15 protein-coding genes are annotated in these 15007 nt (G+C 63.6%); 3 read left to right on the top strand and 12 right to left on the bottom strand.

Annotated features, from left to right (window positions below; all coding sequences use genetic code 11):
• Position 1: 1 nt before the first annotated feature.
• The 11 genes from ACSYG9_RS06180 to ACSYG9_RS06230 form a co-directional block, all read right to left on the bottom strand.
• Positions 2–841 carry a mycofactocin-coupled SDR family oxidoreductase gene (locus tag ACSYG9_RS06180; RefSeq protein WP_454841617.1) on the bottom strand — a complete coding sequence of 280 codons (840 nt, stop codon included), beginning with the start codon at positions 839–841 and terminating at the stop codon, positions 2–4.
• A gap of 49 nt (positions 842–890) precedes the next feature.
• Positions 891–1778: a DUF6282 family protein gene (locus ACSYG9_RS06185; protein WP_454841619.1), complete on the bottom strand. Its 888-nt coding sequence runs from the start codon at positions 1776–1778 to the stop codon at positions 891–893.
• A 75-nt stretch (positions 1779–1853) separates the two neighbouring features.
• Entirely contained in the window at positions 1854–3143 is a 1290-nt protein-coding gene (locus tag ACSYG9_RS06190) for a C4-dicarboxylate ABC transporter substrate-binding protein (RefSeq protein WP_454841621.1), read from the bottom strand.
• A 130-nt stretch (positions 3144–3273) separates the two neighbouring features.
• A complete protein-coding gene (locus ACSYG9_RS06195) occupies positions 3274–4074 on the bottom strand; it encodes an SDR family NAD(P)-dependent oxidoreductase (RefSeq protein ID WP_454841622.1) in 801 nt (266 codons plus the stop codon).
• A gap of 12 nt (positions 4075–4086) precedes the next feature.
• Positions 4087–5190, bottom strand: a complete 1104-nt coding sequence (locus ACSYG9_RS06200) for an acyl-CoA dehydrogenase family protein (protein ID WP_454841623.1) — start codon at positions 5188–5190, stop codon at positions 4087–4089.
• Between the two features lie 40 nt (positions 5191–5230).
• A complete protein-coding gene (locus ACSYG9_RS06205; protein WP_454841625.1) occupies positions 5231–6490 on the bottom strand; it encodes an acyl-CoA dehydrogenase family protein in 1260 nt (419 codons plus the stop codon).
• A 2-nt stretch (positions 6491–6492) separates the two neighbouring features.
• A complete protein-coding gene (locus tag ACSYG9_RS06210) occupies positions 6493–8877 on the bottom strand; it encodes a CaiB/BaiF CoA transferase family protein (RefSeq protein ID WP_454841626.1) in 2385 nt (794 codons plus the stop codon).
• A gap of 87 nt (positions 8878–8964) precedes the next feature.
• Positions 8965–9105 carry a hypothetical protein gene (locus ACSYG9_RS06215; protein WP_454841628.1) on the bottom strand — a complete coding sequence of 47 codons (141 nt, stop codon included), beginning with the start codon at positions 9103–9105 and terminating at the stop codon, positions 8965–8967.
• Positions 9106–9162: 57 nt separating this feature from the next.
• Positions 9163–9333, bottom strand: a complete 171-nt coding sequence (locus tag ACSYG9_RS06220; protein WP_454841630.1) for a hypothetical protein — start codon at positions 9331–9333, stop codon at positions 9163–9165.
• Positions 9334–9539: 206 nt separating this feature from the next.
• Entirely contained in the window at positions 9540–11048 is a 1509-nt protein-coding gene (locus tag ACSYG9_RS06225) for a TRAP transporter large permease (RefSeq protein ID WP_454841632.1), read from the bottom strand.
• Positions 11045–11650 (bottom strand): TRAP transporter small permease, encoded by a 606-nt coding sequence (locus ACSYG9_RS06230; protein WP_454841633.1) that lies wholly within the window; start codon positions 11648–11650, stop codon positions 11045–11047. Before ACSYG9_RS06230 ends, ACSYG9_RS06225 begins: the two co-directional genes overlap by 4 nt.
• Before the next feature lie 29 nt (positions 11651–11679).
• Between ACSYG9_RS06230 and ACSYG9_RS06235 the strand changes: the two genes are divergently transcribed.
• From ACSYG9_RS06235 to ACSYG9_RS06245, 3 genes are all read left to right on the top strand, one after another.
• Positions 11680–11838, top strand: a complete 159-nt coding sequence (locus ACSYG9_RS06235) for a hypothetical protein (RefSeq protein ID WP_454841635.1) — start codon at positions 11680–11682, stop codon at positions 11836–11838.
• Positions 11839–12017: 179 nt separating this feature from the next.
• The gene (locus ACSYG9_RS06240) at positions 12018–12458 is read left to right on the top strand and encodes a Zn-ribbon domain-containing OB-fold protein (RefSeq protein WP_454841636.1); all 441 of its coding nucleotides are present in this window, start codon (positions 12018–12020) and stop codon (positions 12456–12458) included.
• Positions 12459–12460: 2 nt separating this feature from the next.
• The gene (locus ACSYG9_RS06245; RefSeq protein ID WP_454841637.1) at positions 12461–13648 is read left to right on the top strand and encodes a thiolase C-terminal domain-containing protein; all 1188 of its coding nucleotides are present in this window, start codon (positions 12461–12463) and stop codon (positions 13646–13648) included.
• A 49-nt stretch (positions 13649–13697) separates the two neighbouring features.
• Here the strand turns inward: ACSYG9_RS06245 and ACSYG9_RS06250 are convergent, their stop codons facing one another.
• On the bottom strand, positions 13698–14990 hold the full coding sequence (locus ACSYG9_RS06250) for an acyl-CoA dehydrogenase family protein (protein WP_454841638.1): 1293 nt from the start codon (positions 14988–14990) through the stop codon (positions 13698–13700).
• Positions 14991–15007 lie beyond the last annotated feature (17 nt).

Below are 15007 nucleotides of genomic sequence, written 5' to 3' on the forward strand. Positions count from 1 at the left end.
CTCAGCTGATGCGAAGACCGCAGTCGACGGGGATCGAGACACCGGTGACGTACCGGGCCTCCTCGGATGCCAGCCACAGCACGGCGTTGGTGATGTCCTCGGGCTCCACCCACGCCAGGTCCATGATGTTGCGCCCGCGTGCACGTTCGCGCAGATCCTCGATGGTCGGGTTCTCGAGGTCCGGGCAGAACACCCGCAATGTCGATTCGCTGAAGAGCATGTCGGTGCCGACGTTGCCCGGATGGACCGCGTTCACGCGGATTCCCTGGCCGCCGTACTCGGCTGCGAGAGTCTGCATCAGACCGACCACGCCGTGCTTCGATGCGTTGTAGTGAGCGACGTTGCGCGAGCCGTTGTAGGTGACGACCGAGCTGGTCAGCACGATCGAACCGCCACCGGTCCGGAGCATCTGCGGAATCACGGCCTTCGACGTCTTCCAGACACCGGTGAGGTTGATGTCGATCATGTCCTGCCACTCGTCCTCCGTCAGTTCGACGGTGGGGCGGCAGCCGCAGACACCCGCGTTGGCACTGACGATGTCGATCCGGCCGAACTGCTCGACGCAGTCGGCCGCTGCGGCGTCGAGTCCGGCCTGATCCCGGACGTCGACCTTGCGCGTGATGATCCGGCGTCCGGTCTTCTCCACGAGCCGCGCGGTTTCGGCGAGGTCTTCCTCCGACGCCATACCGTAGGTCAGCGAGGCGATGTCCTCGCATGCGTCGGTGGCATAGATGTCGGCACCCTCCTGCGCGAGCCGCAACGCGTGCGACCGCCCCTGCCCACGGGCAGCGCCGGTGATGAAGGCGACCTTCCCGGCCACCCGTCCCTGAGTGTCGGTCATTTCTCTGTCCTTCGGAATCGTAGTTGCCACTTGCTTTCACGTCCTCCCGTCAGTCCATGCCCAGCAGGCGTGCCGGGTTGTCGCAGGTCATGACCTTCAGGTCCGCTTCGTCGATGCCCTCGTCCCACAACGCATTGACATACGAATGCAAACCGGCCGCGGGGTGCGGGATCTTCGTCGTCCATCCGTAGTCGGTCGCGAGCACCACCCGAGCGGGGTCGAGTCGCTTCAGCGCCGACACGACGCTCGCGAACGTCGACGGCTCGCCCATACAGGTGTGGGCTGCGAATTCGATGCTGGCGCCGAGGTCGGCCAGCTCGATCACCTCCTGCTCGGTCAGACGCGGGCCCGTCGTCGCGTGCATCGCGTGGGTGACGAGAACGCGGCCCTTCGATGCGTATTCTCTTGCGACGGCGAAATGTTCGGCGGTCGATACGTGTCCGGTTGCGAGGACCGCGTCGTACTGGGTGATCAGGTCGAGGATCGTGCGCACCTCGGGAACGATCGTCCCGTCGGCATCGATCACCCGGATCCCCTCTTCCTTCTCACCGAAGAATGCCTTCACCTTCGCCGGCGCATCCTGTTCCGACGACAATGTGGGCAGCCAGACGACCTGTGCGCCCGCCCGCAATGCGCATTCGACGGCGTGCGGGTTCAGGCCTCCGACAGGATGGTCGAGGCAGATTCCTCCGATCGACCGGACTTCGGGGACGGCCACATTGGCGAGATGCGCAGCGACCGTCGACGGAAATTCATGCGCTTTCAACACGAGCGCTCGCATACCGTGGTCGGCGGCCTCTCGCGCTGCCTCGACCGGGTCGACGCTGTGCGGCGTCTTGGCTGCCATCTCCACGAGCGGCTCCGGACCGAAATGGCAGTGCATGTCGATCGCGCCGTCGAGTGCGATTGCGGCCGTGCCGGAGTGACGTTCGGTCATGGTGTACCCCTTGATGCAGAAACGTTCCGGAGGAGGCGCAGGGGGGCAACTCCTCCGGAACGTGGTCGGCGAATGTCAGGACGGGCGATGAGGCAGGTAGATCTCCTCGTAGACCCGCTCGATGTACGGGGCGATGTCGATCTTGCCTGGCGTGTACCAGGTAGCGAAGCCGTTGTAGTCGGTTTCGTTGGTGTAGCCGAGTTCAGTGATGGTCTGGCTCCACTTGTCGGCGCTCTCACGCACCGACGTGACGAATCCGGCGCCGTCACTCAGACCGCTGTTACCCGCGATCGCGTCGACGATCTTGTTGTTCGCATCTTGCACCGCGGTACGCGCGTCGTCGGCGAACGGCTCGATGGATCCGCCGTACTGCTGGATGTCCTTGACGGAATCGACGGTCACGGGCCAGATCTTGCCCTCGATGCTGCCGGTCATGAACGCATCGAGGCGATCCCACATGAGCTGCTGCGCCACGAGCGGAAGCGATTCCCACACATCGAGGTTCATCGCCATGTTGCCGCTCGGCACTGCGAGGCCGGCTTCCGGGTCGATCACCGTCTGCGGTGCAACTTCGAGGATGCCGCCGATCTGGGCAGCCGCGGGGCTGAGCATCGAGCAGTCGATGACACCGCGCTGCAATGCCTCGTACGCCTCGGTGTAGGCAACGGACGTCGGGGTCGCACCGAGAGCGGAGACCTGCTGGTTACCCGCGGTGCTGCCGACCGAGATGCTGCTGCCCTGGAAATCGGGAAGCGCGACGCGCTTGTCGGAGCAGAACAGCGCGTTCATACCGGCGTTGTAGGCGGGAAGCATCAGCTTCATGCCCTTGTCTTCGAACTCGGCGACGATCTCGGGGGTGTTCAGGGCGACGTCCGCCGGCCACGCATTCGACTGGAGAACGCCTGTGACAACGCTCTGGTCGGACAGCACGCTGGCATCGAGCAGAGCAGATGTCGCCGGGAACTCCTGCGGTTCGTACACAGCGAGGACCTGTCCGATATCGAGTCGGCCGTCGACGATGGCGTTGTCGATCTCGGTGGACTTGGCGATCGCGTCGGAGTAGGCGATGTCGAAGGTGATCTTGCCGTCCGACCATTCCTCGACGGCCGAGGTGTAGGCGTCGATGAACGCGCCGCCGGTGGATCCCTGCGTGCTGGGCGACTGTGTGTACAACACAATGGGGTCCACGTCGGCGAATGCCGCCTGGTATTCCTCCATCGTCGCACCGAACGCGACACCCTCACCGCCTCCGTTGGCGTCACCGCCACCGGATGAGGTTTCAGCGCACCCGGCGAGCAGCAACGCTCCTGCCGTCACGAGGACGCCGGCGCGAGGCAGCAGGCGTGCCCGGGAGAATGTGACCACTTCGGAACTCCTTCGTCAGGATCGACCGCAAGATCCGGTGATGCCGACCTTCTCGGATACTCCACTCGGAGTGATCACCCTCACGGTTATGGTGTTAATCATGCGACTGAATTAAGGCGATGTCAAGGCCTCATTCTGCTGTGACCCCGCCGTCGACAAGAATGGCCTGACCCGTCACGTACGATGCATCCGATGACGCGAGAAACGCTACTACCGAAGCGATTTCCTCAGCCTCGCCGTACCGTCCGAGCGGAACACTCAGCGGCTTCGAAGGATTCTTCACCGTGCCGGTCGTCGGCACGATGGCCGCGGTATTGGCACTGAGGTTGGTACGGACAGCCCCGGGACAGACGCTGTTCACCCGGATACCCTGCGGCGCGTACTCGACAGCGAGCGTCTGCGTCAGCATCTTCACCCCGCCCTTCGACGCGCGATACGGCGCGAGGCCGCCTTGCGTCGCGATGAATGACGACGTCGACCCGCAGGTCACAACGGACCCACCGCCCCGGCGCAGCAGCGAGGGCAGCGCACTGCGAACGGTGAAGAACGTGCCGGACAAATTGATGTCGAGAACCCCGTACCAATCGTCACGTGTGACTTCATGACTGTCCAGACGCGCACCGCTGACGCCTGCCGCGGTGAAGACCACGCTGATCTCCCCGAGCTGCGACACGACGGCCTCGACGATCTCGTCCATCGCCTTGTCGTCACGGACGTCCGCGGCAAACGCGACGGCCGTACCGCCCGCCTCACGAATCTGCGAGGCAGTGACCTCCGCATTGTCGACATTGACGTCGACGACCGCGATCTCGGCCCCTTCCTGCGCGAGCCGGATCGCCGAGGCCGCCCCGATTCCGGAACCGCCCCCCGTCACCAGCGCAACGTCGCCTTCGAGGCGGCGCATCGTTGTGGTCGGCATCGTTGTGGTCATCTCCCGCTCCCCTCAGATTCCGACCAGATCGGCCAGCATGTCGTTGTGGTGCACCTTGCTTCCGAACAGCGGCTCGATCGATTTCGCTCGACGGAAGTACAGATGCGGATCGGCTTCCCACGTGAACCCGATGCCACCGTGGACCTGAATGTTCTGGGATGCACACAGTGTGAGGCACTCCGAACCCTGCGCCTTCGCCATCAGCGCGGCGAGCCTGAAGTCTTTCGACTCGCCCGCCGCGGACATCGACGCGAACATGACCGTGGCCTCCGCCGAGTCGATCGCGATCGCCATGTCGGCGCACTTGTGTTTGATCGCCTGGAACGATCCGATGGGCCGATTGAACTGCACGCGCTGCTTCGCGTAGTCGACCGCCATGTCGAGGATGGCCTTCGAAGACCCGATGGCCTCGTTGGCCAGCAGGATCCGAACGAGGTCGACGATGCGGACGATAGCGGCGTGATCGGAGCCCAGCAATCGAGCGGGGGCGCCGGAGAGTTCCACGGACGCGAGGGGGCGCGTCAGATCGAGAGTCTCGCGCGACTCGATCACCACACCGGACGCGGCAGCATCCACCACATACAACCCGATCTCGTTGCCGGACGGGGTCACTGCAGGCACGACCAGCAGATCGGCGATATGGCCGAACGGCACGTAGTCGACCCGGCCGGTGAGCGTGTGCGTGTCACCTTCGGACGACGCGCGAACTGTCACGCCGTCCACGTCGAGGTCCCGGTTGCTCGACAGCGCCAACGTGCCGATGGTCTCGCCGGAGGCCAGCCCCGGAACCAGCTCCTCCCGCTGCGCCGCGGAACCCAGCCCCCGGATGGCCTCCATCGCACCGATCGTCGTGATCACCGGCACCGGTGTCAGTGCGCGGCCGAGTTCTTGCACCACCACGCATGTTTCAAGGAAAGTGAAGCCGCTTCCGCCCAACTCTTCGGGGACATGGATACCCGGCACCCCCATGTCGGAGGTGAGCAGCCGCCAGGTCGACGAATCGTATCCGCGAGTTTCGGCCACCTCGCGCACGCGCGTGAGCGGTGCACGTTCCGAAAGGAGCTTGCGCAAAGACGCGCGGAATTCTTCTTGATCCTCGTTGAATTCGAAATACACGATTGTTCCGTTCTGCCGTAGATCGGCGGAAAGCTCGAGATCAGGCCGTCTTGCGTCGCCCGATGTCCTGGAACGGGCCGCTGTCGAGCCTCGGCTCTTTGGGGAGACCCAGCAGCTGCTCGCCGATGATGTTGCGCTGAATCTGCGAACTGCCGCCGTAGATCGTCGCCGCGCGCGCGTAGAGAGCGATGTCGTTCCAGCAACGCGAGGAATTCTCGGTTCCGGGCGCAGGAGTGACCAGAATCCCGTTGTTCCCCTGTCCTTCCGGTGTCAACGCCTCCAGCCCCAGGATCTCGAGTCCGATCTCGGTGTAGCGCTGGAAGAACTCGGCCCAGTAGATCTTGGAGAACGAGCCGTCGGTACCGGGGCGCCCGCCTTCGAGCAGCTTCGTAAGCGCACGGTAACCGCGGAATCGCATCGTCTGTACCCGCTGCCAGCACCAGGTGAGTTCCTGACGGATGTGCGGATCGGTTGTGAGTCCTCGCTCGCGGGCAAGATCGATGAGCCGGTCGACCTCGCGTCCGAAACGCACCGCGTCGGTGGTGGCGCGCACTCCACGCTCGAACCCGAGAAGCGTGTTGGCCGTGTGCCAGCCTCCGTTGACCTCACCGAGCACGTTCGCCGCGTCTGTGCGCGCATCGGTGAAGAACACCTCGTTGAACGCGACATAACCCGCGGCGTTGAGGATCGGTCGGACCTCGACGCCGGGTTGGTCCATCGGCACCAGCAAGAACGACAGGCCCTTATGCTTGACGGCCGTCGGATCGGTGCGGCAGATCGCAAAGATCCAGTTCGCGCTGCTGCCCGCGGAGGTCCACGTTTTCTGGCCGTTGATGACCCATTCGTCGCCGTCGAGCACGGCACGCGTTCGCATGCCCGCTAGATCGGATCCGGCCTCCGGTTCCGAATATCCTTGGCACCAGCTGATTTCGCCGGAGAGGGTCTTCGGAATGAAGTATTCCTTCTGCTCCTCGGTACCGAGCACGGCCAGTGTGTTGCACAGGAGCTTGATGCCGAGCGTGTCGTTCTCGGTGCCCTCGGGAACTCCGAGACGCATCAATTCCTCGTTGAGCACGACCTGCTCGATGTCGGACAGTCCGCCGCCGCCGTATTCACGGGGCAGTGACACCGCGAGCAGGCCGTTGTCGGACAGGACTTTGCGCCACGACTTCAGGAACTCTTCCTGCTCGACTCCGGGTAGGGCACCGATCCCCTTCCAGTCGTCCGGCAGATTCGATTCGAGAAGTGCACGGAGCGATGCGCGGTAGTGCTCCGCCTCAGGCGGGTAGGTGATGTCCATGGTCAGTCTTCCTTCGCTGCTGCCGTGGGCAGTGCTTGATCGGACGGCAGTGCACACACGGACGCCATGAGTGAGGTCACCTCGTCGGACGTGTAGCCGAGCTCGGTGAGGATCTCCTGCGAGTGCTCACCGAGCACCGGCGCGCCGCCCTTGAACGCGCCGGGGGTGTCGGACAGGTGCATGACCATGCCGACCTCGCGGCACCAGCCGTACTCGGGGTGATGATGCTCGACGACCCGATTCGAGTCGAGAGCCCATTCCTCCCAGAGCAGTTCGGGCATGATCGGGTAGTCGAGGGGAATCTCGACGGGCACCGAGTTGTTGTCGAGGAGTTTGAAGGCGCTCTCGCTGTCCAGGGCGGCGAACGCCTCCGTCAGGGTCTCCCCGAGCGCATCGGCATTGGCCGAGCGGTCGGCATGCGTCGTGAAACGCGCATCCGTGGCCAGTTCCTGACGGCCGAGCGCCTCGACGAGGCGCACGAACGCCGCGTCGCCGAACACTGCGATCGCGATCCACCCGTCGTTCGTGCGGTACAACCGGTAGAGCGGCGACCACCCGGTCTGGTCTGCATCGAGTTCGTGTGCGGGAATCGCTTTCCCGTCGAGTGTCGCGGAGTGCTCACTGACGACGAACAAGCTCGAGTGCAACTGCGGGCTCTCGACGGATTGCGTCTCCCCGGTGTTGAGGCGGTGATTGAGGGCGAGCAGCACCGTGACCGCGCCGAGGAATCCGTTGTACAGATCTTCGTTGCCGATGACACGGCGGATGGGCAGGTTGCCTTTGCCCGATCCCTCGAAGTTGAGGCCGACCATGCCGGACACCATCGGCGCGAACGACTTCAGGCTCGACTTCGGTCCGGCCGAACCGAATCCAGGAAGGTAGGCGTAGATGACGTCGGGGTTGATCGCCTTCAGCGTCTCGTAGCCGAGGCCGATCTTCTCTGCTTTACCGGGTCGGTAGTTGTGCATCACCACGTCGGCTTCCGCGACAAGACGGTGCGCGATCTCCTGCCCCTCGGGCTTCCGCAGATCCAAGGCGATATTGCGCTTGCCGCGGTTGGCGCCCTCGAACAGGTCGCCGAGCGGGCGCATCTGATCGCCGATGAGCGGCTCGATCTTGATGACCTCGGCACCGAGGTCGGACAGCAGACGTGCGCCGAATCCGGTGGCGAAATAGGAGCTGAAGTCGAGGATCTTCACGCCCTGCAGCGGCCGCGCCACCTTCTCGGAGTTGTCCGGCAGGGGTGCCCAGACATCGGAGCGAGCGATCTCGCCTGTGCGGGAGTTGTGCTCACCGACCTTCGGTGCGGGCACCGGGGTTGCGGGCTTCGATTTCTCGAAGCGGATCACCGGGCCGACCTGCTGGATCGTGCCGTAGTCCTCGTCGGACAGTTCGATCGGCACGGCCGCGAACCGAACCTGGTCGTCGGCAAAGATGTCTTCGGGGTGGTTGAGCGGCAGCGCAGCGATGTCGTCCGCGTGCAGCAGTTCGAGCCATTCGTCCCTGTTGCGCTGCTTGAACGCCTGGGGAACCTGGTTGCGCGCGATGTCGAGTTCGACGTCGTCGAGCGGCACGGCCATTTCGGGACCGTCGATCGTCTGGGTGCGGTCACCGAATCCGAGGATGTCCATCGTCCGCTTGTATGCACCGGGACCCCCGGTGTGGACGATGAGCCACTTGCCGTCGGCGCACTTGAAGGGGTCGGTGATCAGACGCTTGTTGCCGAAGCCCTTCTGCGTGCCGCTGCGGGCGAGGTAGGAGATGTCCTTCTCGTTCCACCACCAGTTCATCGACGCGATGGCGAGCATGCCGTCGAGCAGGGAGGTGTCGAGTTTCTGGCCGGCGCCGTTGATCTTCCGCGCGCGCAGCGCCGTGAGGATGCCGATCGTGGTGATGAACGCGGTGCCGTAGGAGACGGTGGGGTGACCCATGAAGATTGGCCCGTCGCGGTGGCCCTCCTGCTCGGCCATCTGCCCGAGACGGGCATTGAGCAGAGCCTCGTAGCCTGGCCGCTCGGCGTGGGGACCGACGTTGCCGTATCCGGTCACCGATACGTAGACGAGTTCGGGGAACTGTGCGTGCAGCTCGTCGTAGCCGAGCCCCAGTGCGTCTGCTTTACCCACACCGAACGACTCGACGAACACATCGGCGTTCGCCACGAGACCGCGAATGATCGCGCGTCCCTCGTCGGTGTGCGGATCCGCCTCGACACTCCACTTGCCGCGGTCGGTCGACTTGCGGATGTTCGCTCCGGCGTCGGGACCCCCGCCCGGACGCTCGACCTTGATGACGCGGGCTCCGTAGTCGGCCAGCATCATCGTCGAAACGGCAGCCGGCATGCCCCAGCTCGCATCGATCACTACGAGTCCGTCGAGTGGACCAGCCATTGCGCGCTCCTTCTTCTCGCACGATGCCGCGTCGGACGCAGCCAGGTTTCTTTTGTTCTGTCCGCCGAAACGGACGGTTACGCCGTCCTAGTCGGACGAGGGCAGGGGCTTCGCCGTGACGAGCTCCATGGGCGCTCCGTGGCAGGTGAACTGCCCCTCGCCCTTCTTGACGCAGATGATCTGGGTTTCACAGGTGGCGCACGTGTAGCGCTTACCGACCTCGTTCATGGGAACTCCTTCAGATGTGATGAGCCGACCGAAGTGCAGAACGACCGAAGCGGCCGGCTAGCGGCCGAAGGTGACCTCGAGGGGTGCGCCGCAACAGATCAGCGACGAGCCGCCGGCTTTCGTCACGATCGCTTCCGATCCGCAGGTGTTGCAGCGCAGACGGTTGCCGTTCGCAGCTTCGGTTCCCTCGGTGCCTGAATTTTCGGTGCCCGGCTCTACAGAACTCATGTCCACTCCTTCGCCGTGTGATGGGTTCGGGCGTCGAGTCTGCGCCCAGCCCTCGTGAACGTTACCTAGTTCACTATAATGATATTCATAGATTGGGGCAAGCGTTGTCGGCTCGCACTTTCTTCGAGACGACGACGTCCCCGCAATCACGCCGCAGAGGGCCGCGAAAAGGCGGGGACGTCGACACGCTCGTCCTGGAACGACGCTCAGCCGCCGCTGGAACGGTCGGGCAGGAACGTCGAAATCTCCGGGAAGAAGATCAGGATCAGGACGACCACGATGGCCATCGGCAGGAACCATGCCGCGGCAACGAACACGTCCTTGAGCGGGATGTCCTTGCCCAGGTTGACCTGAGGGTCCTTGACGATCGAATGGATGATCATCGCCAGGATTCCGACAGGCGGGGACAAGATGGCGAGCTCACCCATGAACACGACGAAGGCACCGAACCACAGCATCGAGATGTCGAGACTCTCGAGCGTCGGTATCAGGATAGGTACGGTCAGCACCATCATCGGCAGCGGATCCATGAACGCGCCGAGGATCAAGTAGACGACCATCATCAACAGCAGGAACTCCACGCGTCCGAGGTCCATCGACGTGATGAGATCGGCGAACCCGTTGCTGATGCCGGTCAGGGTCATCATGCGCGAGAGCGCCTCGACGCCGACGAGCAAAAGGAACACCGCGCCGACCGTCGACACCGTACCGATGGAGCCATCCAGGATTGCACGGCTCGCACCACCGGTCTTGCGCTTCCAGATGAAGACGACTCCGACCGAGCAGAGAGCTGCGACCGCGCCGGCCTCAGTAGCCGTGAAGATGCCCGAGAACATCCCTCCGATGATCACCAGCACCAGGACCGGGATGGGCCAGATCGACACGAGACTCTTGAATCGAGTACTCCACGAAACATTCGACGCCTCGACACGGCTGGTCTTGGTGCCCGCCACGTCCTTGGCGAAGACTGCAATCAGGATGATCGCGATCGAGAACATGATCGACACGAGGACGCCGGGGCCGATGCCCGCGAGCAGCGCCTTTCCAACGGGGACTTCAGCGATGCCCGCGTAAAGAACGAGCAGGATACTCGGCGGGATCAGCTGACCGGGCAGACCTGCAACCAACACTGCGCCGACTGCGAGACGTCGGTCGTATCCGGCCTTGAGCATCTCGGGGATACCGATGCGGCCGAGAGCATACGCCGTACCGGTCGTCGAGCCACTGACCGCCGCAAGGCCGGACCCGGCGATATTGGTACCGACGGCGAGACCGCCCGGAAGCCAACCCAACCATTGACGCGCAGCGGTGTAGAGCGAGTCCGTCATACCCGAGCGCCACAGCAGCAGACCCATGAGAACGAACATCGGCACGACGCTCAGCGTCCAGCTTGCTACCTCGTCGTAGGGCAAGGAGGTGAGCGCACTCGTCACCGTTCGCTCGCCGCGCATCGCATACAAGCCTGCGAACGACGGAATGAGCATGGTCAACGCCACCGGAACCCGCAGACACAGCAGCGTAATCATCATCACGAGCGCTGCACAGCCGATCGCGATGGGAGTCAGCGGCATGAAGATCGCGGTCGCCGCTCCTATGAGGAGCAGCATCAAAGTGCCGAACAGCACCCATGATCGGGTCGAGAATTTGTTACTGGGGCCGACAACCGGCGGAGTGGGCGCGCCGCCCCGCACCTCGGCAGATGTAGTGGTAGTCATTTGCTCTCCGAATTCGGCGCGGTAGGAGTGCCGGCAAGATCGCCGGCTTCTTCATCGATCTCGTCGGTAATACGAGCGACCTCGGCGTCGGTCGCGTCGATCGAGTCCTCTCCCCCGCGCAGGGCACGCACACCTGCGAGGAGGAACTGCACGCACAGAACGCCGAAGGCGATGGGAACGAGGAAATAGACAGGCCACGCCACGACGGTCGAGACTCCTGCGGTCTTGCCGATATCACGGGAATGGATGGCTTCTTCGAGACCGAACCATGCGAATCCGAAGAACACCACTACACCGAGCATGTATCCGAAGAACAACACTGCCCGTCTGATGCGCGTAGGAAAGTAGTGCGCCACGAGGTCTGCGACGATGTGCTCACCTCTGGCCTGGGCCGCCATGAAACCGAGCAGGGCGATGATCGGGACGTAGATGTATTGGGTGATCTCGAGTGTGTTCGGGATGGGCGACGATGCGAGCGCTCGCATGAGCGCGTTCGCCGTCACGTGGATCATCATCACGAACAGCACGATGACTGCAGGTATCTCGATGAGCAGCAGTAGCCGACTGCTCGGCTTGCTGGAAGCGCTCGGGGATGCGCTCATGTCAACTCCGCTGATGTGAGGGGGCAGGCGTGTGGGACGCCCGAAGGTCATGTCGTGAGCAGCTGGACAAGCGCGGTGAGTACTTCGTCGACTCGACCGAGATCGATGTCTTCGATCCGGTTCTCGGAGTCGACGCTGCGATGCACCATGATTTCGCCCTGCCTGTCGTGATCTACATCACTCGCTAGTCATATCATTCGCCTAGATTTGTCTAGAGTCAAGCTTTCATGCGAATGATTTACCTGAACTCCGGCTCGCCGCCCCTCCCGCGAAAGACTAGGGCTTGACGGGTCGAGACCGGCATCACAGAATCACAATAGATGATCACCATTATCTGCAATAGATGTCAATGCCGAACCGAGGACTCATGACACCGACCGCGGCCCCACCCAAGCCCCTGCCACTGGCAGACGAGACCACCGCGCCCTACTGGAACGCCGCGCGTGAGCGGCGTCTGGTGGTGCAGCACTGCGATTCCTGCACCCGCTACCAGCATCTTCCCGTAGATGCGTGCCCGTCGTGCGGCACCTCGGAGCTGTCCTGGAAAGACATGTCGGGTCGCGCGACGCTCTACTCCTACACCGTGATGCACGATGCGCCGGCACCGGGATTTGCCGATCATCTGCCGTACATCGTCGTGGTCGCGGAACTCGACGAGCAGGAAAATCTGCTGATCACCACCAACCTCGTGGATGCGGATCCGGCCGAGCTGCGGATCGGGCTCCCGCTCGAGGCGACCTTCGAAGAGTTGGCGCCCGGGGACGTCGTGCCCCAATTCCGCCCCGCATCCCAGCAGAGGAGCTCCTGACCATGTGGGAATACCGCAACCAGGTCGCGATCGCCGGCATCGGCTACACCGAACTCATTCGACGCAACCCGCGCAGCCTGTTGTCGCTGACGGTCGAGGCCACGGACGCAGCACTCACCGATGCCGGCCTGACCCGAGCCGACGTCGACGGCCTCGCGACCACCCCGACAATGCCGGTGTACGGCGGCGAGAAGGGTAACCGGGACGGCATCGATGTCGTCACCCCGGGACATCTCGCCGGAGCGCTGAGAATCCGCGACAGCATCACATGGCTCGGCAACACCATGCCGATGGTCACCCACGCCGCCATCGACGCGATCAACGCACTCGTCGCAGGCACCTGCACGCACGTCGTCCTCTATCGCGCACTGCACATGCCGCAGGGACGCTACTCGAACTTCACCTCCGCACGGGCCGGGGGCAAGGATCAGTTCTTCGCGCCGTACGGCTTCTCGATGCCTGCGGGCTGGGCGGCAACCGTCGCGCGCCGCTATCTCGACCTCGCAGGCGCAACACGAGACTCGTTCGCGCGCTTCGTCGTCGACAACCGCGAACGCGCTCACCTGAACCCGAACGCGTTCTTCCGTGGCAAAACTCTGACGACGGACGAGTATCTGTCGTCGCGCATGATCGCCGATCCCATCACCATGCTGGACTGCGACCTGCCTGTCGACGGTGCCGTCGCGATCGTCCTCACCCACGCCGACCGCGCCCGCGACCTGCGCAATCCTCCCGCGTTGATCTCGGGCTACGCCGCGAGCAACCACATCGGCGTCACCGGTGTACCCATGACTCTCGAAGACATCATCGCCGGGTCGGAAACGACGGGTGAGCGGCTCTGGAACGCTGCCGGGATCGGCCGCGACGAAATCGACATCGCCCAGTTGTACGACGGATTCTCGATTTTCACGTACACATGGCTCGAAGGTCTGGGATTCTGCGGACGAGGAGAAGCCGCGTCCTTCATCGACGAGGGGAATGCTCGGCCGACAGGCACGTTGCCACTCAACACCGGTGGCGGATGCCTCGCCGAAGGCAGGCTGCACGGCATGACCCAGTTGACCGAAGCGGCCTACCAGGTCACCGGTCGCGCCGGAGAGCGTCAAATCCCCGGTGCGCAGCGGTCCGCCGTCACGGTCTCGAACGGATTGGCAGGTTCGACCGCGTTCGTCATCTCGGCAGACAGCTGACGGAAGGGGTCGGAGCGTATCGCTCCGACCCCTTTGCCGTTCTTCTACTTCAGTTTTCGAGCCCTGCCAGCTGCGCGGCAAACTTGCGGCGTGCGAGCTCTTCGAGCTCCGGAAGGTGATAGCTCGGGAACAAACCGTCGTGCGGCGTCACGTCGCGCAGCAACTGCCGAGCCAGGCCCACCTTGTGGATCTCGGTGGCCCCATCGGCCAATCCCATGTGGTAGCTCTCGAACAGCCACTTACCCAACGGGAGTTCCTTCGACACGCCGAGCGAACCGTGCAACTGTACTGCGCGAGAGGTCACGTCGAGAAGCACCTTCGGCATCGCGGCCTTGACCGCGGCGATGTCCTTGATGACCTTCTTGTAGTCCTTGTAGTGATCGATCCGCCATGCGGTGCGCAGCACCAGCAGACGGAACTGCTCGATCTGCAGCCACGAATCGGCGATCATCTCCTGGACCATCTGCTGGTCGCCGAGACGCTTGCCCCGCGTCGTGCGCGACACGGCGCGTTCGAGCATCATGTCGAGCGACGCCTGCACCAGGCCGACGGTGCGCATCGCGTGGTGGATGCGACCGCCACCGAGTCGGGTCTGCGCAACCTCGAATCCCTGCCCGACACCGCCGAGGATGTGGTCCTTGGGGATACGCACGTCGGTCCACCGCGTGTAAGCGTGAGTGCCGACCTCGTAGTCGTGACCCCACACGCCGGTGTTCCGGACGATCTCGAGGCCGGGAGTGTCGGCAGGCACGATGAACTGCGACAGACGCTTGTGCGGCTCCGCCTCGGGATCGGTGACCGCCATGATGATGTAGAACGACGCGAAGCGTGCGTTGCTGCCGAACCACTTCTCTCCGTTGATGACCCATTCGTCACCATCGAGAACTGCGGTGGTCTCGAACTCGACGGGGTTCGATCCGCCCTGGGGCTCGGTCATCGCGTAGCACGAGACGATCTCGTTGTTGATGAGCGGCTTCAGATACCGCTCCTTGAGCTCGGGAGTGCCGTAGTGGGCAAGAATCTCGGTGTTGCCGGAATCCGGTGCCTGCGCACCGAACACGATCGGTCCGGAATGGGTACGGCCGACGATCTCGTTGAGGAGGGCAAGCTTCAGCTGCCCGAATCCTTGCCCGCCGAGCTCCGGCCCCAGGTGCGTCGCCCACAGGCCCTTCTCCCGCACCTTCTCCTGAAGCGGCGGGATCAGCTTCTGACGCAACGGATCCGACAGATCCCACGCGTGGGTGATCACCTTGTCGACGGGTTCGACCTCGTTGGTCACGAAGTTCTCTGCCCAGTCGAGGACCTTCTGGTACTCAGGATCGGTCTCGAATCCCCAGCTCATGCGCGTTCCTTTCTCGA

Source organism: Rhodococcus sp. SJ-2 (assembly GCF_053750035.1).

Coding starts and splice junctions, on each gene's coding strand:
- ACSYG9_RS06245 (WP_454841637.1), top strand. CDS start 12,461: ATGTGGGAATACCGCAACCAGGTCGCGATCGCCGGCATCGGCTACACC.
- ACSYG9_RS06180 (WP_454841617.1), bottom strand. CDS start 841: ATGACCGACACTCAGGGACGGGTGGCCGGGAAGGTCGCCTTCATCACC.
- ACSYG9_RS06185 (WP_454841619.1), bottom strand. CDS start 1,778: ATGACCGAACGTCACTCCGGCACGGCCGCAATCGCACTCGACGGCGCG.
- ACSYG9_RS06225 (WP_454841632.1), bottom strand. CDS start 11,048: ATGACTACCACTACATCTGCCGAGGTGCGGGGCGGCGCGCCCACTCCG.
- ACSYG9_RS06215 (WP_454841628.1), bottom strand. CDS start 9,105: ATGAACGAGGTCGGTAAGCGCTACACGTGCGCCACCTGTGAAACCCAG.
- ACSYG9_RS06250 (WP_454841638.1), bottom strand. CDS start 14,990: ATGAGCTGGGGATTCGAGACCGATCCTGAGTACCAGAAGGTCCTCGAC.
- ACSYG9_RS06230 (WP_454841633.1), bottom strand. CDS start 11,650: ATGAGCGCATCCCCGAGCGCTTCCAGCAAGCCGAGCAGTCGGCTACTG.
- ACSYG9_RS06195 (WP_454841622.1), bottom strand. CDS start 4,074: ATGACCACAACGATGCCGACCACAACGATGCGCCGCCTCGAAGGCGAC.
- ACSYG9_RS06220 (WP_454841630.1), bottom strand. CDS start 9,333: ATGAGTTCTGTAGAGCCGGGCACCGAAAATTCAGGCACCGAGGGAACC.
- ACSYG9_RS06210 (WP_454841626.1), bottom strand. CDS start 8,877: ATGGCTGGTCCACTCGACGGACTCGTAGTGATCGATGCGAGCTGGGGC.
- ACSYG9_RS06240 (WP_454841636.1), top strand. CDS start 12,018: ATGACACCGACCGCGGCCCCACCCAAGCCCCTGCCACTGGCAGACGAG.
- ACSYG9_RS06205 (WP_454841625.1), bottom strand. CDS start 6,490: ATGGACATCACCTACCCGCCTGAGGCGGAGCACTACCGCGCATCGCTC.